The sequence below is a fragment of the Sedimentimonas flavescens genome (genome assembly GCF_019264375.1).
GTDB lineage: Bacteria > Pseudomonadota > Alphaproteobacteria > Rhodobacterales > Rhodobacteraceae > Rhodobacter > Rhodobacter flavescens.
On sequence record NZ_JAHVAI010000009.1, the window covers coordinates 38,894 to 59,003 of the forward strand.

At 65.2% G+C, this 20,110-nt stretch carries 21 protein-coding genes; 12 read left to right on the forward strand and 9 right to left on the reverse strand.

From position 1 onward, the window contains the following. Positions 1 to 127 precede the first annotated feature (127 nt). Entirely contained in the window at positions 128 to 1,363 is a 1,236-nt protein-coding gene (locus KTQ37_RS10055) for an MFS transporter (RefSeq protein ID WP_218630382.1), read from the forward strand. Here the strand turns inward: KTQ37_RS10055 and KTQ37_RS10060 are convergent. Together KTQ37_RS10060 and KTQ37_RS10065 are read right to left on the reverse strand one after the other, a co-directional pair. Continuing rightward, on the reverse strand, positions 1,351 to 2,193 hold the full coding sequence (locus KTQ37_RS10060) for an SDR family oxidoreductase (RefSeq protein WP_218630383.1): 843 nt from the start codon (positions 2,191 to 2,193) through the stop codon (positions 1,351 to 1,353). The genes KTQ37_RS10055 and KTQ37_RS10060 overlap by 13 nt on opposite strands. Continuing rightward, positions 2,190 to 2,483: an Rdx family protein gene (locus KTQ37_RS10065; protein ID WP_218630384.1), complete on the reverse strand. Its 294-nt coding sequence runs from the start codon at positions 2,481 to 2,483 to the stop codon at positions 2,190 to 2,192. Before KTQ37_RS10065 ends, KTQ37_RS10060 begins: the two co-directional genes overlap by 4 nt. 75 nt (positions 2,484 to 2,558) lie before the next feature. Here KTQ37_RS10065 and ade point away from each other — a divergent pair, with 75 nt between their 5' ends. From ade to KTQ37_RS10085, 4 genes are all read left to right on the forward strand, one after another. Continuing rightward, positions 2,559 to 4,361, forward strand: coding sequence for an adenine deaminase (gene ade, locus KTQ37_RS10070; RefSeq protein WP_218630385.1), 1,803 nt, complete (start codon positions 2,559 to 2,561; stop codon positions 4,359 to 4,361). Next, the gene (locus tag KTQ37_RS10075; protein ID WP_218630386.1) at positions 4,358 to 5,833 is read left to right on the forward strand and encodes an AMP nucleosidase; all 1,476 of its coding nucleotides are present in this window, start codon (positions 4,358 to 4,360) and stop codon (positions 5,831 to 5,833) included. The genes ade and KTQ37_RS10075 overlap by 4 nt, the downstream gene beginning before the upstream one ends. 148 nt (positions 5,834 to 5,981) lie before the next feature. Further along, on the forward strand, positions 5,982 to 6,269 hold the full coding sequence (locus KTQ37_RS10080) for an HU family DNA-binding protein (protein WP_218630387.1): 288 nt from the start codon (positions 5,982 to 5,984) through the stop codon (positions 6,267 to 6,269). Positions 6,270 to 6,360: 91 nt separating this feature from the next. Further along, a complete protein-coding gene (locus tag KTQ37_RS10085) occupies positions 6,361 to 7,224 on the forward strand; it encodes a DMT family transporter (RefSeq protein WP_218630388.1) in 864 nt (287 codons plus the stop codon). On the opposite strand, the gene KTQ37_RS10090 is transcribed toward KTQ37_RS10085, so the two are convergent. After that, a complete protein-coding gene (locus tag KTQ37_RS10090) occupies positions 7,221 to 7,784 on the reverse strand; it encodes a DUF4202 domain-containing protein (protein ID WP_218630389.1) in 564 nt (187 codons plus the stop codon). The genes KTQ37_RS10085 and KTQ37_RS10090 overlap by 4 nt on opposite strands. Before the next feature lie 77 nt (positions 7,785 to 7,861). On the opposite strand from KTQ37_RS10090, the gene KTQ37_RS10095 reads away from it, so the two are divergent. Further along, positions 7,862 to 8,548, forward strand: a complete 687-nt coding sequence (locus tag KTQ37_RS10095; protein WP_218630390.1) for an NnrU family protein — start codon at positions 7,862 to 7,864, stop codon at positions 8,546 to 8,548. Here KTQ37_RS10095 and KTQ37_RS10100 read toward each other — a convergent pair. From KTQ37_RS10100 to dapD, 3 genes are all read right to left on the reverse strand, one after another. Continuing rightward, positions 8,545 to 9,813 carry a lytic murein transglycosylase gene (locus KTQ37_RS10100; protein ID WP_218630391.1) on the reverse strand — a complete coding sequence of 423 codons (1,269 nt, stop codon included), beginning with the start codon at positions 9,811 to 9,813 and terminating at the stop codon, positions 8,545 to 8,547. The two genes, KTQ37_RS10095 and KTQ37_RS10100, sit on opposite strands and share 4 nt — an antisense overlap. 78 nt (positions 9,814 to 9,891) lie before the next feature. Further along, complete coding sequence (locus KTQ37_RS10105; protein WP_218630392.1) at positions 9,892 to 10,245, reverse strand: hypothetical protein; 354 nt, start codon at positions 10,243 to 10,245, stop codon at positions 9,892 to 9,894. Positions 10,246 to 10,368: 123 nt separating this feature from the next. Next, complete coding sequence (gene dapD / locus KTQ37_RS10110) at positions 10,369 to 11,196, reverse strand: 2,3,4,5-tetrahydropyridine-2,6-dicarboxylate N-succinyltransferase (protein WP_218630393.1); 828 nt, start codon at positions 11,194 to 11,196, stop codon at positions 10,369 to 10,371. A 117-nt stretch (positions 11,197 to 11,313) separates the two neighbouring features. Here dapD and KTQ37_RS10115 point away from each other — a divergent pair, with 117 nt between their 5' ends. Continuing rightward, on the forward strand, positions 11,314 to 12,120 hold the full coding sequence (locus KTQ37_RS10115; protein ID WP_218630394.1) for an LOG family protein: 807 nt from the start codon (positions 11,314 to 11,316) through the stop codon (positions 12,118 to 12,120). Positions 12,121 to 12,209: 89 nt separating this feature from the next. On the opposite strand, the gene rlmN is transcribed toward KTQ37_RS10115, so the two are convergent. Together rlmN and KTQ37_RS10125 are read right to left on the reverse strand one after the other, a co-directional pair. Further along, positions 12,210 to 13,391, reverse strand: coding sequence for a dual-specificity RNA methyltransferase RlmN (rlmN, locus tag KTQ37_RS10120; RefSeq protein WP_218630395.1), 1,182 nt, complete (start codon positions 13,389 to 13,391; stop codon positions 12,210 to 12,212). 109 nt (positions 13,392 to 13,500) lie between these two features. After that, positions 13,501 to 14,025 (reverse strand): invasion associated locus B family protein, encoded by a 525-nt coding sequence (locus KTQ37_RS10125; RefSeq protein WP_218630396.1) that lies wholly within the window; start codon positions 14,023 to 14,025, stop codon positions 13,501 to 13,503. Between the two features lie 169 nt (positions 14,026 to 14,194). Between KTQ37_RS10125 and KTQ37_RS10130 the strand changes: the two genes are divergently transcribed. Then, positions 14,195 to 15,184 carry an asparaginase gene (locus tag KTQ37_RS10130; protein WP_218630397.1) on the forward strand — a complete coding sequence of 330 codons (990 nt, stop codon included), beginning with the start codon at positions 14,195 to 14,197 and terminating at the stop codon, positions 15,182 to 15,184. Here KTQ37_RS10130 and KTQ37_RS10135 read toward each other — a convergent pair. Continuing rightward, positions 15,181 to 15,939, reverse strand: coding sequence for a TSUP family transporter (locus tag KTQ37_RS10135; RefSeq protein ID WP_218630499.1), 759 nt, complete (start codon positions 15,937 to 15,939; stop codon positions 15,181 to 15,183). The two genes, KTQ37_RS10130 and KTQ37_RS10135, sit on opposite strands and share 4 nt — an antisense overlap. A 122-nt stretch (positions 15,940 to 16,061) precedes the next feature. Between KTQ37_RS10135 and KTQ37_RS10140 the strand changes: the two genes are divergently transcribed. From KTQ37_RS10140 to KTQ37_RS10155, 4 genes are all read left to right on the forward strand, one after another. Continuing rightward, complete coding sequence (locus KTQ37_RS10140; RefSeq protein ID WP_218630398.1) at positions 16,062 to 16,820, forward strand: sulfotransferase family 2 domain-containing protein; 759 nt, start codon at positions 16,062 to 16,064, stop codon at positions 16,818 to 16,820. Then, positions 16,817 to 17,707 (forward strand): CPBP family intramembrane glutamic endopeptidase, encoded by an 891-nt coding sequence (locus KTQ37_RS16950; protein WP_218630399.1) that lies wholly within the window; start codon positions 16,817 to 16,819, stop codon positions 17,705 to 17,707. Before KTQ37_RS10140 ends, KTQ37_RS16950 begins: the two co-directional genes overlap by 4 nt. Before the next feature lie 72 nt (positions 17,708 to 17,779). Beyond that, positions 17,780 to 18,688 carry an acetyl-CoA carboxylase, carboxyltransferase subunit beta gene (gene accD, locus KTQ37_RS10150; RefSeq protein WP_218630400.1) on the forward strand — a complete coding sequence of 303 codons (909 nt, stop codon included), beginning with the start codon at positions 17,780 to 17,782 and terminating at the stop codon, positions 18,686 to 18,688. A 72-nt stretch (positions 18,689 to 18,760) separates the two neighbouring features. Beyond that, positions 18,761 to 20,035, forward strand: a complete 1,275-nt coding sequence (locus KTQ37_RS10155) for a bifunctional folylpolyglutamate synthase/dihydrofolate synthase (RefSeq protein WP_218630401.1) — start codon at positions 18,761 to 18,763, stop codon at positions 20,033 to 20,035. Positions 20,036 to 20,110 lie beyond the last annotated feature (75 nt).

The following is a 20,110-nucleotide window of genomic DNA, read 5'->3' on the forward strand; positions in this document are numbered from 1 at the left end:
CCTCCGTTTTGCGCCATTGGGTCACGGGGCGCGGGGCAGCGCAAGGCGATTGTTCGGGACACAATTGCGCGATTGACGCAGTTGCAGCCGCATGGCGAAATGCGTCTTCGCGCGAAGGGAGACACCCATGACCAAAGCCCCCCTGTTAACCCCCGTCCTGATCGGCGGGGCGATCATCCTGATGCTGAATTTCTCGGTGCGGGCCTCGTTTGGCGTCTTCCAGATCCCGATCGCGACCGAGTTCGGCTGGCCGCGGGCCGAGTTCAGTCTGGCCATCGCGATCCAGAACCTCGCCTGGGGCATCGGGCAGCCGATCTTCGGCGCGCTGGCGGAACGTTTTGGCGACCGGCGCGCGATCATTGTCGGCGCGCTGATGTATGCCGCAGGTCTTGTGCTGTCTGCCTTCGCCACGGCGCCCTGGCAGCATGACCTGCTTGAGATCGCGGTGGGCTTCGGGATCGCGGGCACGGGGTTTGGCGTGATCCTCGCGGTCGTGGGCCGCGCGAGTTCCGACGAGAACCGCTCGCTCGCGCTTGGCATCGCCACCGCGGCGGGATCGGCCGGACAGGTCATTGGCGCGCCGATGGCCGAGGCGCTTCTGGCCTATTTCACCTGGCAGAGCGTGTTCATGATATTCGCGGTCGTGATCCTCGCGAGCCTTTTCGCGCTGCCGATGCTGCGCGCCCCGCAGCGCGCCACCCGGGCCGAGCTTGAGGAAAGCATGGGCACCGTGCTCAAGCGCGCCTTCAAGGACCCGTCCTATACGCTAATCTTCCTGGGCTTCTTTTCCTGCGGCTATCAGCTGGCCTTCATCACCGCCCACTTCCCCGCCATGGTGACCGAGATGTGCGGCGCCGTGGATCCGACGGGGATGCTGGCGGCCATTGGCATCGAGACGCAATCGGCACTGGGTGCCATCGCCATCTCGGTCATCGGTCTGGCGAATATCGCGGGTTCGATCTACGCCGGTTGGGCGGGCAAGCGTTGGTCCAAGAAGAAGCTTCTGGCACTGATCTATCTGGGCCGCACCATCGCGGCGGCGGCGTTCATCTTGGTGCCGATGACACCCGCGACGGTGCTGATCTTCTCGCTGGTGATGGGCGCGCTGTGGCTGGCCACGGTGCCGCTGACCTCGGGGCTGGTCGCCTATATCTACGGGCTGCGCTACATGGGCACGCTTTATGGCTTTGTCTTCCTCAGCCACCAGATCGGCGCGTTCCTTGGCGTGTGGCTCGGCGGTAAGCTGTATGACATCTACGGCGACTACACGATGGTGTGGTGGGTCGGCGTGGGCGTCGGCGCCTTCTCGGCCATCGTGCACCTGCCGGTGCGCGAGCGGCCGATGCAGGCTCAGCCCGCCTGAAGCAGTGCCGCAAGCCCGGCGCGGTAATCGGGGTAGAGCAGGCTAACGCCAAGCTCCTGCTTGATCCGGTCGTTCCGGCAGCGCTTCGATTCCGCGTAGAAGCTGCGGGCCATCGGGCTCATGGTGGCCTCGTCATAGGGCACCATGGGCGGCTCGGGCAGGTTCAGCATCGCGGCGGCTAGGCTGAGCACGTCTTCGGGCGGCGCGGGCTCATCGTCGCAGACGTTGTAGATGCGCCCCGGATCGGGTCGCGCGATCGAGGCTGCCAGCACCCGCGCGATGTCAGTGACATGGATGCGCGAGAAGACCTGACCCGGTTTGACGATGCGCCGCGCGGTGCCGGCGCGCACCTTGGCGAAGGGGCCACGGCCGGGGCCATAGATGCCCGCAAGGCGGAAGATGTGCGGGTTGAGGCCAGGCACCGCAAGCCATTCGGCCTCGGCCAGAACACGCGCCTGACCGCGCTTGGTGGCGGGGGTGAGGGCGGTGTCCTCATCGACCCACTCGCCGCCATGATCGCCATAGACGCCCACGGTCGAGAGATACCCGGCCCATTTCAGATGCGGCGCGGCGGCGGCGATCTCGGCACCATGGGCGCGCAGCACCGGGTCGCCATCGTCATCGGGGGCGACCGAGGTCAGCAGATGCGTGACCTCGGACAGGGGCAGGGGGTCACCCGGCCAGATCAGGGCCTCGATGCCCGTGGCGCGCAGGGCCTCGGCCTTCTCTGCGCTGCGGGTGGTGCCGATGATGCGCCAGCCCTGCGGCAGCAGGATCTTGGCCAGTTCCTGCGCGGAATAGCCGTGGCCGATGCTCAGAAGGGTTTTCATGCGCCGCTCCGGTCGATGTGGCCCAGGTCGCGGTCGGGTTCGATCACGTCGCGCAGGCGTTTCTTGAGTTCTTTCGCATCGGGAAAACCGCCGTCGCGCTTGCGCTCCCACAGAAGGGTCCCATCGACCGAGACCTCGAAGGCGCCGCCATGGCCGGGGACAATGGTCACTCCGCCAAGGTCTTCGCCGAAGGTCGAGAGCAGCTCCTGCGCCATCCATCCGGCGCGCAAAAGCCAGTTGCAGCCGGTGCAATAGGTGATCGTGACGAGCGGTTTCGATGCATGTTCCATGGCCTACTGATAGCGCGCCAAGCCGGTCATAACAACGTCACTTGCAAGCCTTCGAACTCAGTGGCACCCTGAGCCATGGAACATAAAAACACTTTGAAAACATGGCCCGAGGCCGCGCCGCGTCTGATTGCCGTCGCCGCGGGTCGGGAGGCCGCCGACCTTGTGATCCGGGGCGGCAAATGGGTCAACGTCCATACGCGTGAGGTTCTGGAGGGCTACGACATCGCCGTGGCTGAGGGACGCTTTGCCGCCATCGCGCCCGATCTGTCGGTCAATATCGGCCCGCAGACCGAGGTGATCGAGGCCAATGGCCGCTACATGATCCCCGGCCTTGTCGATGGGCATATGCATATCGAGAGCGGGATGCTTACCCCCGCCGAATTTGCAGCCGCCGTGATCCCGCATGGCACCACGACCATGTTCACCGACCCGCATGAGATCGCCAATGTGCTTGGCCTTGCGGGCGTGCGGATGATGCATGACGAGGCGGCTTTGCAACCCGTCAACATCTTCACTCAGATGCCCTCCTGCGCGCCCTCGGCGCCGGGGCTTGAAACCACGGGTTACGAGATCACCCCCGAGGATGTGGCCGAGGCGATGACATGGCCCGGCATCATCGGTCTGGGCGAGATGATGAATTTCCCCGGCGTGATCCATGCCGACCCGAAGATGCTGGCCGAGATCGCGGCGACGCAAAACGCGGGGAAAACCGTCGGCGGGCATTACGCCAGCCCCGATCTGGGCGGGCCGTTCCGGGCCTATGTCGCGGGCGGCCCGGCGGATGACCACGAGGGCACCTGCGAGGCCGATGCGATTGCGCGGGTGCGGATGGGTATGCGCTCGATGATGCGGCTGGGGTCCGCGTGGTATGACGTGAAGACGCAGATCACTGCGGTCACTGAAAAGGGCCTTGATCCGCGCAACTTCATCCTGTGCACCGATGATTGCCACTCGGGCACGCTGGTCAATGACGGGCATATGAACCGCGTCTATCGCCATGCGGTTGACTGCGGCGCTGACCCGCTGGTGGCGCTGCAGATGTGCACGATCAACACCGCCACCCATTTCGGGCTGGAGCGGGAGTTGGGTTCCATCGCGCCCGGGCGGCGTGCCGATCTGATCCTGACCTCGGATCTTGTCACCCTGCCGGTCGAGCAGGTGATCGCGCGCGGGCGTACCGTGGCGATGGATGGCAAGATCACCGTCGACTGCCCGCATTACAACTGGCCCGAGGCCGCGCGTCAGACCGTGCATCTGGGCAAGGAACTGGTGGCCGATGATTTCGTCATCACCGCCCCCGAGGGCGCCAATACCGTCACCGCCCGCGTGATCGGCGTGGTTGAGAACCAAGCCCCCACCAAGGCGCTGACCGCCGAGCTTTCGGTGCTCGATGGCCGCGTCAATGGCGATCCTGCGCAGGACATCGCGCAGATCGCGCTGGTTGAGCGGCATCGCGGCACCGGCGGCGTGGTCAATGGTTTTGTCTCGGGCTTCGGTTACAAGGGCCGCATGGCCATGGGTTCAACCGTGGCGCATGACAGCCATCACATGATCGTTGTTGGCACCGACCGCGAGATGATGGCTGCCTGCGCCAATCGTCTGGGCGAGATGGGCGGCGGGATCAGCGTCTGGAAGGACGGGGCCGAGATTGCCTCGGTTCCGCTGCCGATCGCGGGGCTGATGTCGGACGACCCGGCCGCCACCGTGGCCGAACGTGCCTCGCGCATGGTCGAGGCGATGGCCGAATGCGGCTGCACGCTGAACAATGCCTATATGCAGCACTCGCTTCTGGCGCTGGTGGTGATCCCGGAGATTCGCATCTCCGACCTCGGGCTCGTCGATGTGACGCGGTTCGAACTGACGGAGCTTTTCGAATGAATGAACCGCTGACCACCCTGACCCCGCATACGCATGAGCCCGAGCTGTTCACCGATGCCGCTGAGGCCGTGGCGCGTCTTGAGGCGCTTTATGCCGAGGCGACCGGCTTCTTGCTGCAAAAGTTCAACGAGACGTTGAACGCGGGCCGCCCAAGTGCGCGCTTCCGCGCCTTCTACCCAGAGGTGCGGGTTTCAGTGGCCTCTCATACCAAGGCCGACAGCCGCCTGAGTTTCGGCCATGTCGCGCTGCCGGGAACATTTGCGGCCACGATCACCCGGCCCGACCTATTCCGCAACTACCTGACGCAGCAACTGGGCCTGTTGATCCGTAACCACGGCGTGCCGGTGCATGTGGGTATCTCGGCCACGCCGATCCCGGTGCATTTCGCGGTGGCCGCCCACCCCGAGGTGAGCGTGCCGCAGGAGGGCGTTCTGGATTTCAGCCTGCGCGATGTCTTCGATGTGCCGGATCTGGCCAATATGAACGACGATATCGTCAACGGCATGGCCGGGCCGAACCCGGACGGCTCTGGGCATCTGGCGCCCTTCACCGCGCAGCGGGTCGATTACTCGCTCGCGCGGTTGCAGCACTATACCTCGACCGCGGCCGAGCATTTCCAGAACCACGTGCTGTTCACGAACTACCAGTTCTATGTCGATGAGTTCGAGAAGGTCGCGCGCAACATGCTGGCCGATCCGACCTCGGGCTATGAGGCTTTCGTGGCGCCGGGCAATGCGCAGATCACGGCGCCCGACGGGGTCATCCCGCATCTTGCGAAGATGCCGCAGATGCCCGCCTATCACCTCAAGCGCGCCGATGGGAACGGGATCACGCTGGTCAATATCGGGGTGGGGCCGTCGAACGCCAAGACCGCGACAGACCATATCGCCGTGCTGCGGCCCCATGCCTGGCTGATGGTTGGTCACTGCGCGGGGCTGCGCAATTCGCAATCCCTGGGCGATTTCGTCCTGGCCCATGCCTATCTGCGCGAGGATCACGTTCTCGACGATGACCTGCCCGTCTGGGTGCCGATCCCGGCGCTGGCCGAGATCCAGATCGCCCTGCAGGAAGCTGTGGCCGAGGTCACCCGGCTGGAGGGATATGAGCTCAAGCGCATCATGCGCACCGGCACCGTGGCCACCATCGACAACCGCAACTGGGAGCTGCGCGACCAGTCCGGCCCGGTGCATCGCCTCAGCCAGAGCCGGGCTGTCGCGCTCGATATGGAAAGCGCCACGATCGCGGCGAACGGGTTTCGCTTCCGTGTGCCCTACGGCACGCTTCTGTGCGTTTCTGACAAGCCGTTGCATGGCGAGTTGAAGCTGCCCGGCATGGCGACCGAGTTCTATCGCACCCAGGTGGCCAATCATTTGCAGATTGGCATAAGGGCAATGGAAAAGCTGCGACAGATGCCGCTGGAGCGTATTCACAGCCGGAAATTGCGTAGCTTCGAGGAAACAGCCTTCCTGTGACGCAACGCCGCCTTTGCCGGAAAACCCGTGGATAAAGGCGAAAAAGGCTTGCCTTGCCCTGAAAAAGCGTGTGTTAGGGGCGAACGAAGCCGTGTAACGCGGCCTGAAATTGACCCCGCAACAATCGGGGCGCATGAGAGGAAAAGCAATGTCGAAACCGCTGACCAAGACCCAGCTGGTGGCCGCTCTGGCCGAAGTCATGGGCTCGGACAAGAAAACCGCCTCGGCCGCGCTGGACGCTGTTGCCGAAGTCGTCACCAAGGAAGTCGCCCAAGGCGGCGCCGTGACCCTGCCGGGTATCGGCAAGGTCTATTGCAAGGCCCGCCCCGAGCGTCAGGTCCGCAATCCGGCCACCGGTGAGACCAAGACCAAGGAAGCTGACAAGCAGGTCAAAGTCACCATCGCGAAGGCGCTGAAAGACAGCGTCAACGCCTGATCGGTTCGCTCCCCCTTGCGGGGGCCGCGCCATCCGATAGGGTCGCCCTGCGAGCAGGGCGGCCTTTTTCTTTGGCCGGGAAAGGAAGTTGATGGATCTTCGCGCAATCGCAATGGGTCTGGCCTTCGCGCTGATGTGGTCCTCGGCCTTTACCTCTGCGCGGATGATCGTGGCCGATGCGCCGCCGCTGGCCTCGCTGGCGCTGCGCTTCATGATCTCTGGCCTGATCGGGGTGGGGATCGCACTTGCGGCCGGGCAAAGCTGGCGGTTGAGCCGCGCGCAATGGCGCGCGACGCTGATCTTCGGGCTATGTCAGAACGCGCTCTATCTGGGCCTCAACTTCGTAGCGATGCAATGGGTCGAGGCCTCTGTCGCCTCGATCATCGCCTCGACCATGCCCTTGATGGTGGCGGCCCTCGGCTGGGTCGTGTTCCGCGACCGGGTACGGCCCTTGGGCGTTCTGGGCTTGGCGGCTGGCGTCGTGGGGGTCGCGATCATCATGGGCGCGCGCCTGTCGGGCGGCGTCGATCCGGTCGGCATGGCGCTGTGCTTTGTCGCGGCGCTGGCGCTGTCGATTGCCACGCTCAGCGTGCGCGGCGCGGCTTCGGGCGGCAATGTGATGATGATCGTGGGCTTGCAGATGTTCGTGGGTTCAGCAGTGCTGGCCGTTGCCTCGGTCGGGCTGGAGACCTATGAGATCAACTGGACCCCGCGCCTACTTGGGGCCTTCGCCTATACCACGCTGGTGCCGGGGGTTCTGGCAACCTGGATCTGGTTCCGTCTGGTCGGGCGGATCGGCGCGGTCAAGGCCGCGACCTTCCACTTCCTCAACCCGTTCTTCGGCGTGGCCATCGCCGCAGCCGTTCTGGGCGAACGGCTGGGCTGGCTCGATCTTGTCGGGGTCGCGGTGATCGCGGGTGGTATTCTCGCGGTGCAGCTGTCGAAACAGGCCTAGTCGCGGAACGCGGTGGCGAAGGGTTCGGGCAGGTCGAACTCGGCCAGCGCACGGGCACGGCCTTCGGGCGACATCTTGCGCGCGGTCTTCTGCACGATTTTCAACAGTGCCCCGGGTTCTTGCGAGGGGGCGAAGGGGGCGAAGTAGTGCCGCACGAAGACAAAGCAGATCACGTCCTCAAGCGCCTGCACTTCGGCGTCGCGCTTGATGCCTTCCTTGCGCAGCATCTTCGCGGCCTGTTCGACGGCCTCCTCGTCATAGCCCGCTTCGCGCATGATGGAGGCCACGCGCTCCGCATGGCGCCGGCCCTGTTCGCGGCGCCAGTTCAGGTAGCCCTCGCGCCCTTCGGGAAAGTCCGAGCGCGGCAGCAGCCAGCGTTCGATATGCTGGCCGCGCGCGGCGATTTGCAGCGGTTCGGACGCATCGGGGAACAGCCGCGTCAGCTCGGCCGACATGCGCTGACCGTAAAGCAGCGCGGCTGGCTGGCTGGCCTCGATCGTCGGATCGGCGGAATTGGCGGCGTCGATGGCGCGAAGCGCGCGGGCGAGGGGCGTTGTCATGGCGTTCCGGGGCTGATTTTCGTCAAGGCAAGGTTGCATGAATTCGTGGCAGGGTCCACGGCAAGAAGGAGAGGCATATGACAGGCTGGGCCGAGTTTCTGATCGCGGGGCTTATTTTCATGGCATCGCATGCGGTGCCTGCCAATCCGCGCATCAAGGGGCGGATCGTGGCGCTGCTGGGCCCGCGCGGTTGGGTCTGGGGATTCAGCCTGCTCTCGACCGGGCTTTTGTTCTGGGTGATCTTCGCCGCCGGCCGCGCGCCGTTTGTCGAGCTTTGGCCGCAGGCGGGCTGGATGCGTTGGTTGCTCAACATCGCCATGCCGCTTGCGGTCGTGCTCGGAACATTCGGCGTTGCCGCGCCCAACCCCTTTGCGTTCGAGGGGCGGGCCGATGGCTTCGACCCTGACCGCCCCGGCATCGCGGGCGTGGTGCGCCAGCCGCTTTTGTGGGCGCTGATCCTGTGGTCGGGCGCGCATCTGATCGCCAATGGCGATCTGTCCCATGCGATCCTGTTTGGCGTGTTCCTGGCCTTCTCGCTGATGGGCATGCGCGCGATGGAGGCTCGCAAGCGCCGCCTTTGGGGTGAGGCCGAGTGGGCGCGGCTGGCGGCAAACACCTCCGACTGGCCGTTTCAGGCGCTGATCGCGGGGCGCTGGCGGCCCCGGCGGGGGCCGTCGCTCATGCGTCTTGGGCTGGCCGTGGTGCTCTGGGCGGGGATCTTCCACCTGCACGCGCCGGTCATCGGGTTCTCGCCGCTGCCTTAACGCAGGGCGAGCAGCACCTCCATCGAGGCGTAACCGTCGGGCGCTTTGCCATTGGCACGCTGCCAGGCCATGATCGCGGCGATGGTGTTGGGGCCGATCTTGCCATCGGTGCCCTGCGTATCGAAGCCGCGCGCGGTCAGACGCTCTTGCAGCTCCTGCCGCTCGGCCGCGTTTAGCGCGCGCCCGTCGCGCGGCCAGGCCTGTGCGAAGGGGCCGTGGCCCTTCAGCCGGTCCGACAGATGGCCCACGCCGATCACATAGGCATTGGCGTTGTTGTAGCGCGAGATCGCGGTGAAATTGCCAAAGATCATCAGCGCCGGCCCCTGCGCGCCCGCAGGCAGCAGGATTGAGGCCGACCCGTAATTCGGCACCCGTCCGCCATTCACAGACCGCACCCCAAGCGCCGCCCATTCGTCGGGCGATTTCTTCACCGTCTTGCCCGCGAGGTTGTAGTTGAAGCCCTGCGGCAGGCGCACCTCGACCCCCCAAGGCTGCCCTTTCGACCAGCCCGACCGCGCGAGATAGGCGGCGGTCGAGGCCAGCGCATCGGCCGGGTTCTCCGACCAGATATCGCGCTTGCCGTCGCCGGTGAAATCGACTGCGAAGGCAAGGTAGGACGTGGGGATGAACTGGGTATGGCCCATCGCCCCGGCCCAGGAGCCGGTCATGCGCCGCGCGTCGGTGTCGCCCGACTGGATGATCTGCAGTGCCGCGATGAACTGCTGCGCAAAGAAATTCCCGCGTCGCCCGTCATAGGCCAGCGTCGCCAGCGCCGGGATGATCAGCGTGCTGCCCCGGTTCTTGCCGAAGTTCGATTCCATCCCCCAGACCGCAACGACGACCTCCTTCTCGACGCCGTAGCGCGCCTCGATCTGGCGCAGCAGCGCTGCGTTTTCGGCCAGCGCCGCACGGCCGTTCTCGATGCGGGTGTCCGAGACCGCGCTGTCGAGATATTCCCAGATCGTCTTGGTGAACTCGGCCTGATTGCGGTCGCGTTCGATGACCTTGGGATTGTAGCGGATGTCTTGCGTGGCGCGCGCCCATGTTGCGTCTGAGATACCCGCCGCCTTTGCGCGGGGCTTAAAACCCTCCAGCCAGTTTTCGAAACCGCGCTGAACGGCGGGGTCAACGGGGGGGATCTCGTCGATCATCTGGGCTCCTGCGCGCATCGCCGGGCGGGGCGAGGTCTCCAGCGGGCCGGCACAGGCCGACAGGGTGCTGAAGGCCAAAGCGGTGACGGTGGCAAGATTGACTGCTCGTTTCATGGCCTGCCTGCTATTGGTTGTTTTCAGGCAGTCTAGCAAATGCCACGGCAGGCGCAAATCGGCTTCGCGGCAAACCGCCTATTCGTTCTCGCCGTAGAAGGGTGTCATCTGCACCACGATCACCGAGTTTTCCTCAAGCGCGCGATCCATCAGGGCGCGTTCCTCGGGGTCGATCTCGTCGCCCTGTTTTTCGCGCTCGGCCAGCGTGCCGTAGCCGGTGACATCGAGCGGTGCCATGTCGGCCAGCTTGAGGATAGCCACGGTCTCGCGCACGGCCTCGGCCTCGTCGACGCCCGAGGCGTAGCACAGGATGCCCGCGCCGGTCGCGCCCTTGGGCAGACCGTCGCCCGCCTTGCGGCCAACCTCGACCAGCAGCGTGTAGACCTGCTGCGGGCGCTTCTCCTTGACGGGTTTTTCGGGCGTGTCGGTCATGGCGGTCTCCGGGGGTTCTGCCTGTCCGGGGTCACCCGCCGGGCCGGTCATGTCAAGTTCTTCCGCGCCCTTCACGCAAAAGGCCCGCCGCGAGGGCGGGCCTTGCATGGGGTGCGCTGGCGATCAGTCGCGCAGCAGCTCGTTGATCGAGGTTTTCGAGCGGGTCTTGGCGTCGACGCGCTTCACGATCACCGCGCAGTACAGGTTGATGCCGTTCTTCGAGGGCATCGAGCCCGAGACGACGACCGAACCGGCCGGAACCTCGCCATACATGACCTCGCCGGTTTCGCGGTCGACGATCTTGGTGGACTGGCCGATATAAACGCCCATCCCCAGGACCGAGCCTTCGCGGACGATGCAGCCCTCGACCACCTCGGAGCGCGCGCCGATGAAGCAGTTGTCCTCGATGATGGTGGGGCCCGCCTGCATGGGCTCAAGCACGCCGCCGATGCCGACGCCGCCCGACAGGTGGACGTTCTTGCCGATCTGCGCGCAGGAACCCACGGTGGCCCAGGTATCAACCATGGTGCCTTCATCGACGAAGGCACCGAGGTTCACGAACGAGGGCATCAGCACCACGCCCTTGCCGATATAGGCCGAGCGGCGCACGATGCAGTTCGGCACGGCGCGGAAGCCCGCGGCCTTCCACTGCGCCTCGCCCCAATGGGCGAACTTGCTGTCGACCTTGTCCCACCACGAACCGCCCTGCGGGCCGCCCGTCTGCACTTCCATGTCCTTCAGGCGGAAGCCGAGCAGAACGGCCTTCTTGGCCCATTGGTTGACGTGCCAGTTGCCATCGGCCTGACGCTCGGCCACGCGCAGCTGACCCTGGTCAAGCGCATGCAGCGTCGACTCGATAGCGTCGCGGACCTCGCCCTTGGTGTGCGGGGTGATCGTGTCGCGCGCCTCCCAGGCGGCTTCGATGGCGGTTTCCAGGGCGGCGTTCGACATGGTGTCCCCTTTGCAGATTGGCGCGTTGTCTATGGTCTTGTCAGGGAACAGCCTATAGTTGGAAGGCAGCCCCCGCGCAATGCAGCGCTTGGATCAACGCGCGAAAGGATCATTCCGATGGACGACGCACGCAGCCATCCGTTTCGTCATAGCCTCCAGGACGCCAAGGCGGCGAAACTCGTTCCCGATACGGCGCAAACCCGCGCTCCGGCCTATCGGCTGGCCTTCAGCGACACCGATTTCATGATGCGCGAAGAGCTGCGTCCGGTGCGGTTGCAGCTGGAACTTCTCAAGCCGCAGATGATCCTTGATGAGCGCGGTGTGAACTCGACCGTGGTGCTGATGGGCTCGGCGCGCATCCCGGAACCGGGCGCCGAGGGCAAGGCCGCCGCGCTGTCGAACTGGTACGAGGAGGCGCGCAATCTCGCGCGGCTGATCACCGAGCGCAGCATGAAGACCTATGGCCGCGAGGATGTCGTGGTGACAGGTGGCGGGCCGGGCATCATGGAGGCGGGAAACCGCGGCGCGCATGAGGCGGGCGGGCATTCCATCGGCCTCAATATCGTACTGCCGCACGAGCAGGCGCCGAACCCCTATGTGACGCCCGACCTGTGCTTCAACTTTCACTACTTCGCGATCCGCAAGATGCATTTCCTGATGCGCGCCAAGGCGATCTGCATCTTCCCCGGCGGCTTCGGCACGCTTGACGAGATGTTCGAAAGCCTCACGCTGATTCAGACCGGGCGGATGCGGAAGATCCCGTTCATCCTCTTCGGTCGCGCCTTCTGGGAAGAGGTCGTGAACTGGCGGGCTCTGGCCAATGCCGGGACCATCTCGCCCGAGGATCTGGACCTGATCAGCTTTGTCGATAGCGCCGAGGAGGCGCTCGAGATCATCGACGGCTGGGAGTATGGCTGCGACTGAAACGGGGCCCTCGGCCCCGGGGGCGAAGCACGCCAATTCCTGCACCGCCGATTGGTGTCAGTGCAAATGCAGCACCGGGTGAGGCGGGCTTAGAGCCCCGCCTCCGAGGCGATCTGGGCCTTTGACTTGCGTGCGCGCTCGGTTGCGGATTTCAGCTGACCGCAGGCGGCCATGATATCCTCGCCGCGCGGCGTGCGGATCGGGCTGGCATAGCCCGCTTTGTAGATGATGTCGGCGAAAGCCTCGATCCGCTCCCAGTCCGAGCGCTGATAGGGTGCGCCGGGCCATTCGTTGAACGGGATCAGGTTGATCTTGGCCGGAATGCCACGGATCAGCTTGACCAGGCGCTTGGCGTCGGCGTCGCTGTCATTGACGTCCTTGAGCATGACGTATTCGAACGTGATGCGCTCGGAGTTCGACAGCCGCGGATAGTCGCGCAGCGTGTTCAGCAACGTCTCGATGTTCCACTTTTTGTTCACCGGCACCAGTCTGTCGCGCACCTCGTCGGTGGTGGCGTGGAAGCTGATCGCCAGCAGGCAGCCGATCTCTTCGGCGGTCTTGGCGATCTCGGGGACGATGCCCGAGGTAGACAGCGTGATGCGGCGGCGCGAGAGAGAGATCCCCTCGCCATCCATCACCACTTTCATCGCGTCGCGGACATTGTCGAAATTGTAAAGCGGCTCGCCCATGCCCATCAGCACGACGTTCGAAATAAGGCGGGTCTCGTCCTTGGGCGCGCCGGGCTGAGGCCATTCATCCAGATCGTCGCGCGCGACCATGACCTGCCCGACGATCTCGCCCGCCGTCAGGTTGCGCACCAGCTTCTGCGTGCCGGTGTGGCAGAACGAGCAGGTCAGCGTGCAGCCCACCTGCGAGCTGATGCACAGCGTGCCGCGGTTTTCCTCGGGGATATAGACGACCTCGACCTCATGCCCGCCCGCGATGCGCAGCAGGTACTTGCGGGTGCCGTCCATCGAGACCTGCTTGGTCACCACCTCGGGGACCGAGATCTCGAACTTCTCGTCCAGCAGGGCGCGGTAATCCTTGGCCAGGTTCGTCATCTGCGCGAAGTCGCGCACGCCCCAGTGATAGACCCATTGCCAGATCTGACCCACGCGCATCTTGGCCTGCTTTTCGGGCGTGCCCGCCTCGATCAGCGCATCGCGCAACTGCTCGCGGGTCAGACCCACAAGGTTGACCTTGCCGCCCTCGGGCAGCTTGCGCGGGATCGTATGCACGTCTTGCGTGATCGGTGCGGAGGGCGTGTTCATTGCGGTATCCTGGCTGGGCAAGCGCCTCATATAGGGGATTCGCTGCCAAACGTGTAGTGCAAATGCAAAAGCCCCGGCCAAGCCGGGGCCCTGGCGCGATGCGCGGGGTTTACTTGCAGCGCTTGGCGGCTTCGTCCATCGCGGCGGTGAACCCCATCAGCGAGAACTTGTCTTGCGTCTGTGTGCCACGACCCGAACGGCCCGTCACGGTGACATCGGCGCCACCCTTGAGGGCTGCGATGATCTTGGCGTCTTCCTCGGCCGAGCCCGCCCACGCACCTTCGCCGCTGGTGAAGAGCGAGAACTTCTGACCGTTGTTGACCGACATCTCGACCTTGGAGTCGGTCGCGAACGGGTAGCCGCCCATGAACGAGATCTCACCCGGCTTACCCGGGCGGAAGGTCACGAACAGCAGGATATCGCCGCGGCGAACCTCGACCTTCTTGCCGTCCTTGGTGTTCACCGTCTCGGTTGGGGCCGAGACGCCCCAGCACTCTTTCGGGCTTTCTTCGACGAAAACGCTCCAGTCGGTGTTCGCGGCGACGCGGTTGCTGGTAGCCTGAGCCTGCGCCGCGCCGTGGAACAGGACCGAAGCGGAAAGGATCGCAGCGCCGCGCAGAACGGAATTCTTCATGGTTACAGCCTCCAGCTGCCAGATGCCTCTGCCCCGCCAAGCGGGCTTTCAGCCCTTTTTTCCAATGGCGGAAGTGATTTCAACTCGATATCCCACAGATAACGTAAAAGTGCCAATCGGGGAAAGCCCCAATGGCGGGAATTCGCGCATGCGTGAACGGGAGAGGGTGATGACGGCAGTACCGATGATCGAGTTGTGGCGCGGCGGGATGCTGGAATCGGCGCATGCGGGCCATGCTGTCATCTTTGGTCCCGGCGGGATCGAGGCCGCCTGGGGAGACCCGGCTGCGGTGATCTATCCGCGCTCTTCGTGCAAGATGGTGCAGGCGCTGCCGTTGATCGAGAGCGGTGCGGCTCATGCGGCGGGTCTGACCGATCGGCAACTGGCGCTGTCCTGCGCCTCGCATTCGGGGGGCGCCATGCATGTGCAAGGTGTGCAGGCGTGGCTTGCGACGCTTGGCTTGGCCGAGCCTGACCTGCGCTGCGGCCCGCAGATGCCGCGCGACCGTGCCGAGATGAAGCAGGTGATCTGTTCGGAGAGCGCGCCCTGCCAGTTGCATAACAACTGCTCGGGCAAGCATGCGGGTTTCCTGACGCTTGGCCGTCATCTGGGCGCGGGCCCGGAATATGTCGAGATCGACCACCCCGTGCAGCGCGCGGTCAGGGCCGCCTTCGAAGAGGTCACGCAGGAGGCCTCTCCGCGCTTCGGGATCGACGGCTGTTCGGCCCCGAACTTCGCCTGCACGATCACCGGGCTTGCACGCTCCATGCAGTTCTTTGCCGCCGCAAACCCCGAAGGCCCGATACGCGAGGCTGCTGCTGCGCGCCTGACCCGCGCGATGATGGCCTTCCCCGAGCTGGTCGCGGGCGAGGGGCGGGCCTGCACCGCGCTCATGCGTGCGCTGAACGGCAAGGGTGCGGTCAAGACCGGGGCCGAGGGCGTCTTCGTCGCCATCCTGCCAGAGCAGCGCCGGGGCATTGCCGTCAAGATCGCCGATGGCGCGACCCGCGCGGCGGAGGCCGCGATCGCCGCGCTTCTGGTGCGGCTCGGGGCGCTTGATGCCGCAGATCCGGTGGTTGAGCAGTATATCCCCCGCGCCATGACCAACCGGCGCGGGCTGGTGGTGGGCGAGATGCGCCTGGCGCCGGGTTTCGCTTAAATCATCTGCCAGATCAGCCGTAGCGCAAGCGCCGTCGAGGTCACAACCAGAAGCGGCTTGATCACCTTGGCGCCCACCCGCATCGCAAGGCGCGAGCCAAGCCGCGCGCCCGCGACCTGCGCCAGCCCCATGGCGAGCCCGGTAACCCACCAGGGCGCACCCACGGCCGCAAAGGCTACGAGCCCCCCGATATTCGAGGCGAAATTCAGCAGTTTCGTGTGCGCGGTCGCGCGCAGCACGCCATAACCCGCCAGCGAGACAAAGCCGATCATGTAGAAGGCCCCCGCACCGGGGCCGATCAGCCCGTCATAGAACCCGATCAGCGGCACCACGAAGGCGGTGAATGTCGCAGGGCGAATCCGCTCGGCCCGGTCGGTGTCATCGAGGCCTTTCTTGAGCGCGAAAAACGCCGCGATCCCGATCAGCACGACGGGCAGCGCAAGCCGCAACCCCTCGGTCGGGATGACGGATACCAGAAGCGCACCCACCAAACCCGCGACAAAGGCCAGCCCCGCGGCGCGGATCTGGCGGCGCAGGTTCACATGCCCCGAGGCCGCATAGGACAGCGCCGCCGTGGCCGCCCCGAATGAGCCCTGCACCTTGTTGGTTGAAAGCGCCTGCAGGGGCGTGGCGCCGGCCAGCAGCAGCACGGGCAGGGTGATCAGCCCGCCTCCCCCTGCGATACTGTCCACAAAGCCCGCAGCAAAAGCCGCGGCAATCAGCATCAGGGCAAGCTCCAGCGAGACTTCGAACATGCGGCACCAAGGGGTCAGACTGTCTTTCATCGGCTGCCCTCCGCCCAAAGTAAAGAGAGCCGATTGCTTGCGGCGCTGAGGTGCGCGTATTACCGTTCGGCACCTGCGGGGACCCAAGGCCAATGCAACGCTCGACCACGATCATCCACTATGCCCCCGCCAAGCTGGTCGTGGTTCTCGTTCCCAAATGCGGATCGACGACAATGATCGCGGCGTTCCTGACCCTTGCGGGCCTTGGCGCGCATGTTCCAACCGCGCGCAACTTCATTCGCTCGGATGAGGGCAGGGCGCAGATGCACGCCGCCGGGTTGGAGGTACGGCCCGTCCGGTTCGAGGAACTGGCGCAGATGCAGCAGCGCGATCCCGGCTATCGTTTCCTGACCGTCCTGCGCGACCCGACCGAGTGTTTCGTCTCGGGGTATTTCAGCAAGATCAACCGCTATGCCAAGCGATTTGCCCGCCGTGCCTATCTGTGGGGCAAGCTACGCCAGGCCCTGAGCGGCCCGCGCGCCTGGCCCCATATCGAGCAGGCGAACCGTCACATCCGCAAACTGATCCCGTTCGAGCAGTTTGTCTCGGGGATGGAGCGGCACGGCACCGAATGGGATTCGCATTTCCGTCCGCAGGGCCAGACCGTTGGGCACGAGCTGATTCGATATGATCGCGTGCTGATGCTTGAGACGCTAAATGCGGCGCTGATCCCGACGCTGCAAGACCTTGGCTTCGACACGGCAGAGTTGGCGTTGTTGAAGACGCTCCCACGCAAGAACCCGACGCAGACCCCGCAGACCACGCGCGGGCAGCTTCTGACACCCGATCTGCGGGCCCGTATCGCGCGGCTCTATCACGACGATCTCAGATTCCTCGGACAGATGCAGTGATCCCCGTGGCCCCCTATCCGCGCCTTTCCCAGTTCAGCGCCCCGGCCCGCGAAAGCGCCGAGATCTGGCGCACCTTCGCCGGTGTGATCGGAATTGCGGTGCTCTACATGGCCTTCGTCTTTGGCGCGCTCAGCGCCATCGCCAAGATGATGAGCGAGTTCGAATTCGCACGCCTCGTGGCGGGCATGGTCGGCGCCTCGACCCCGATCGGGCTGTCGATGACGCTTGCCACCTTCATCCCGATGCTGATGGCGGCGTTGCTCGTGGCCAAGATCTTGCATGGGCGTGACTTCTCTACGCTGATCGGGCGCGGGGCGCTGCATGACTTCCTGCGGGTCTCCGCGCCCCTTTTGTTGCTGGTATTCCTGATGATGCCGCTGTCGCTGCTCAACCCCGACGTGGGTGCGGCGACACCATTCTCGGTTCTGCTGCGCTGGCTTCCGGCGGCGTTGCCGCTCCTGTTGCTTCAGATCACCGCTGAAGAGGTCGTCTTTCGCGGCTACCTGCTGCAGCAACTCGGTGCGCGCAGCACGCGTCCGCTGGCCTGGATGGTGCTTCCCTCGGTTCTGTTCGGGGTGCTGCATTACGCGCCGGGCGATTTCGGGGCGAATGCCATATGGCCCGCGCTCTGGGCCTTTGTCTTCGGCTGCCTTGCTGCCGATCTGACGGCGCGCACCGGAAACCTCGGCGCGGCGCTGGCAATGCATTTCGCCACGAATTTCTCGTCGATCTTCCTCGTGGGGCTTTACGGCAATCTCGACGGTCTGGCGCTCTATACGCTGGTGATCAACAGCCGGGACTTCGCCTCGCTCGCCCCCTATCTTGCAACCGACTTCGCCGCGATGCTCGTCTCGTGGCTTCTGGCGCGGCTGATGCTGCGCGTCTGATTGCATTTCCCGCGCGTCGGGCTTATCTGGGGCGGACGTGACGGAAGGCGCATTGCAGAAGGACACAGGCAGATGAACTGGATCTCGAACTACGTCCGACCCAAGATCAACTCGCTGTTCTCGCGCCGTGAGGTGCCTGAGAACCTTTGGACCAAATGCCCCGAATGCGGAACCATGCTGTTCCATCGCGAACTGGCAGACAATCAGAACGTCTGCACGAACTGCGATCACCACATGGCGATCACCCCGCGCGAGCGCTTCACCGCGCTTTTTGACGGCGGCATCTTCTCCGAGGTCAAGGTCCCCGATCCGATCACCGATCCGCTGCAGTTCAAGGATCAGAAGAAATACCCCGACCGGATGAAATCCGCCCAGAAATCGACGGGCGAGAAAGAAGCCATGCTGGTCGCCGAGGGCGAGATCGGCCGCACCCCGATCGTCGCCGCCGCACAGGACTTTTCGTTCATGGGCGGCTCGATGGGCATGTATGTCGGCAACGCGATCATCGCGGCGGCCGAACGTGCGGTGAAACTCAAGCGCCCGCTCGTGCTGTTCTCGGCTGCTGGCGGCGCGCGGATGCAAGAAGGCATCCTGTCGCTCATGCAGATGCCGCGCACCACGGTCGCGGTGCAGATGCTCAAGGAAGCCAACCTGCCCTATATCGTCGTGCTGACCCACCCGACCACGGGCGGGGTGACGGCCTCCTACGCGATGCTGGGCGATGTGCAGATCGCTGAACCCAATGCGCTGATCTGCTTTGCTGGCCCGCGCGTCATCGAGCAGACCATCCGCGAGAAACTCCCCGAAGGCTTCCAGCGCGCCGAATACCTGCTCGACCACGGCATGCTCGACCGCGTGACCCATCGCATGAAACTGCGCGAGGAACTGATCACCATCCTGCGCATGCTCATGGGGCTGCCGCCGGCCGTCGCGGGCGATCTTCCGGCACCGGGCAAATCGGCCGAAACGACCAAGGCCTGATCTTCAACGTGGCATAAATATCCCGGGGGTCCGGGGGCAGCGCCCCCGGCCCGGCTCGATCGGGTGACCCAGATGACCCAGCCCTCCGACCAGATCCTGACGCGGCTGATGTCGCTGCATCCCAAGGTGATCGACCTCACGCTTGACCGGATGCACCGCATCCTCGCCGCGCTCGACCACCCCGAGCGCGCCATCCCTCCCGCGATCCATATCGCGGGCACGAATGGCAAGGGCTCGACCCAGGCGATGATCCGCGCGGGGCTCGAGGCCGAGGGTAAGCGCGTCCACGCCTATACCTCGCCCCACCTCGCGCGCTTCCATGAACGTATCCGGCTGGCGGGCGATCTGATTTCGGAACCTGCGCTCGCTGCGTTGCTTGATGAATGCGAAGCGAAGAACGGCGGCGTTCAGATCACTTTTTTCGAGATCACCACGGCGGCGGCCTTCCTGGCCTTTGCCCGCACCCCGGCCGATTTCACCTTGCTTGAGGTAGGCCTCGGCGGGCGGCTAGACGCCACGAACGTGATTGACCGTCCCGCGCTGAGCATCATCACCCCGGTCTCGATCGACCATCAGCAGTTCCTGGGCGAGACCCTGCCCGAGATCGCAGGCGAGAAAGCCGGGATCATCAAGCGCGGCGTGCCCGTCGTGGTCGGCCCGCAGACACCCGAGGGCTTGGCCGTGATCGAGGCCCGGGCCGAGCGTCTTGGCGCGCCCATCTTCGCATATGGCCAGCACTGGCATGCTTTCGAGGAACGCGGCCGCCTGATCTATCAAGACGAGAACGGCCTGATGGACCTGCCATTGCCGAACCTGCCCGGGCCGCATCAGATCCAGAATGCGGGCGCGGCCATCGCGGCTTTGCGCACGCTCGGCTATGGTGAGACCGCCTGCGAGGCCGCCGTGACCCGCGCCGAATGGCCCGCCCGGATGCAGCGCCTGCGCCGTGGCCCGCTGGTCGAACTGGCCCCGGGGGTCGAGCTTTGGCTCGACGGCGGGCACAACCCGGCGGGGGGTGAGGCCGTGGCCGCGACGCTGGCGCGTATGCCCGCGCGCCCCACGCATCTGATCTGCGGGATGCTCAACACCAAGGATGTCGCGGGCTACATGCGCCCGCTGGCGGCGCACGCGCAAAGCCTGACCGCCGTTGCGATCCCCGGTGAGCCGAACACCCTGCCTGCCGAGACCACGGCCGAGGCCGCCGCCCGCGCGGGTTTCGCGCGCAGCGGCACGGCGGCGTCGGTGGCCGAGGCGCTTGCGGCAATCGCCGCGCAGGACGCGCAGGCCCGCGTGCTGATCTGCGGCTCGCTCTACCTTGCCGGGCAGGTTCTGCGCGACAACGGCTAGGCCTTCCGCGCGCCCATGTAGCAAGCATTGTGCGTAATGTGCGCTATACGCACAGGCCCGCTGGCCCTATCTTGC

What these genes read in the sequence shown, in the direction of transcription:
- dapD (WP_218630393.1), bottom strand. Translation starts at nt 11,196, where the DNA reads ATGTCGAACGCCGCCCTGGAAACCGCCATCGAAGCCGCCTGGGAGGCG.
- KTQ37_RS10115 (WP_218630394.1), top strand. Translation starts at nt 11,314, where the DNA reads ATGGACGACGCACGCAGCCATCCGTTTCGTCATAGCCTCCAGGACGCC.
- KTQ37_RS10060 (WP_218630383.1), bottom strand. Translation starts at nt 2,193, where the DNA reads ATGAAAACCCTTCTGAGCATCGGCCACGGCTATTCCGCGCAGGAACTG.
- KTQ37_RS10065 (WP_218630384.1), bottom strand. Translation starts at nt 2,483, where the DNA reads ATGGAACATGCATCGAAACCGCTCGTCACGATCACCTATTGCACCGGC.
- KTQ37_RS10085 (WP_218630388.1), top strand. Translation starts at nt 6,361, where the DNA reads ATGGATCTTCGCGCAATCGCAATGGGTCTGGCCTTCGCGCTGATGTGG.
- KTQ37_RS10155 (WP_218630401.1), top strand. Translation starts at nt 18,761, where the DNA reads ATGACCCAGCCCTCCGACCAGATCCTGACGCGGCTGATGTCGCTGCAT.
- KTQ37_RS10080 (WP_218630387.1), top strand. Translation starts at nt 5,982, where the DNA reads ATGTCGAAACCGCTGACCAAGACCCAGCTGGTGGCCGCTCTGGCCGAA.
- ade (WP_218630385.1), top strand. Translation starts at nt 2,559, where the DNA reads ATGGAACATAAAAACACTTTGAAAACATGGCCCGAGGCCGCGCCGCGT.
- KTQ37_RS10055 (WP_218630382.1), top strand. Translation starts at nt 128, where the DNA reads ATGACCAAAGCCCCCCTGTTAACCCCCGTCCTGATCGGCGGGGCGATC.
- KTQ37_RS10105 (WP_218630392.1), bottom strand. Translation starts at nt 10,245, where the DNA reads ATGACCGACACGCCCGAAAAACCCGTCAAGGAGAAGCGCCCGCAGCAG.
- KTQ37_RS10100 (WP_218630391.1), bottom strand. Translation starts at nt 9,813, where the DNA reads ATGAAACGAGCAGTCAATCTTGCCACCGTCACCGCTTTGGCCTTCAGC.
- accD (WP_218630400.1), top strand. Translation starts at nt 17,780, where the DNA reads ATGAACTGGATCTCGAACTACGTCCGACCCAAGATCAACTCGCTGTTC.
- KTQ37_RS10090 (WP_218630389.1), bottom strand. Translation starts at nt 7,784, where the DNA reads ATGACAACGCCCCTCGCCCGCGCGCTTCGCGCCATCGACGCCGCCAAT.
- rlmN (WP_218630395.1), bottom strand. Translation starts at nt 13,391, where the DNA reads ATGAACACGCCCTCCGCACCGATCACGCAAGACGTGCATACGATCCCG.
- KTQ37_RS10140 (WP_218630398.1), top strand. Translation starts at nt 16,062, where the DNA reads ATGCAACGCTCGACCACGATCATCCACTATGCCCCCGCCAAGCTGGTC.
- KTQ37_RS10125 (WP_218630396.1), bottom strand. Translation starts at nt 14,025, where the DNA reads ATGAAGAATTCCGTTCTGCGCGGCGCTGCGATCCTTTCCGCTTCGGTC.
- KTQ37_RS10095 (WP_218630390.1), top strand. Translation starts at nt 7,862, where the DNA reads ATGACAGGCTGGGCCGAGTTTCTGATCGCGGGGCTTATTTTCATGGCA.
- KTQ37_RS10130 (WP_218630397.1), top strand. Translation starts at nt 14,195, where the DNA reads ATGACGGCAGTACCGATGATCGAGTTGTGGCGCGGCGGGATGCTGGAA.
- KTQ37_RS10075 (WP_218630386.1), top strand. Translation starts at nt 4,358, where the DNA reads ATGAATGAACCGCTGACCACCCTGACCCCGCATACGCATGAGCCCGAG.
- KTQ37_RS10135 (WP_218630499.1), bottom strand. Translation starts at nt 15,939, where the DNA reads ATGTTCGAAGTCTCGCTGGAGCTTGCCCTGATGCTGATTGCCGCGGCT.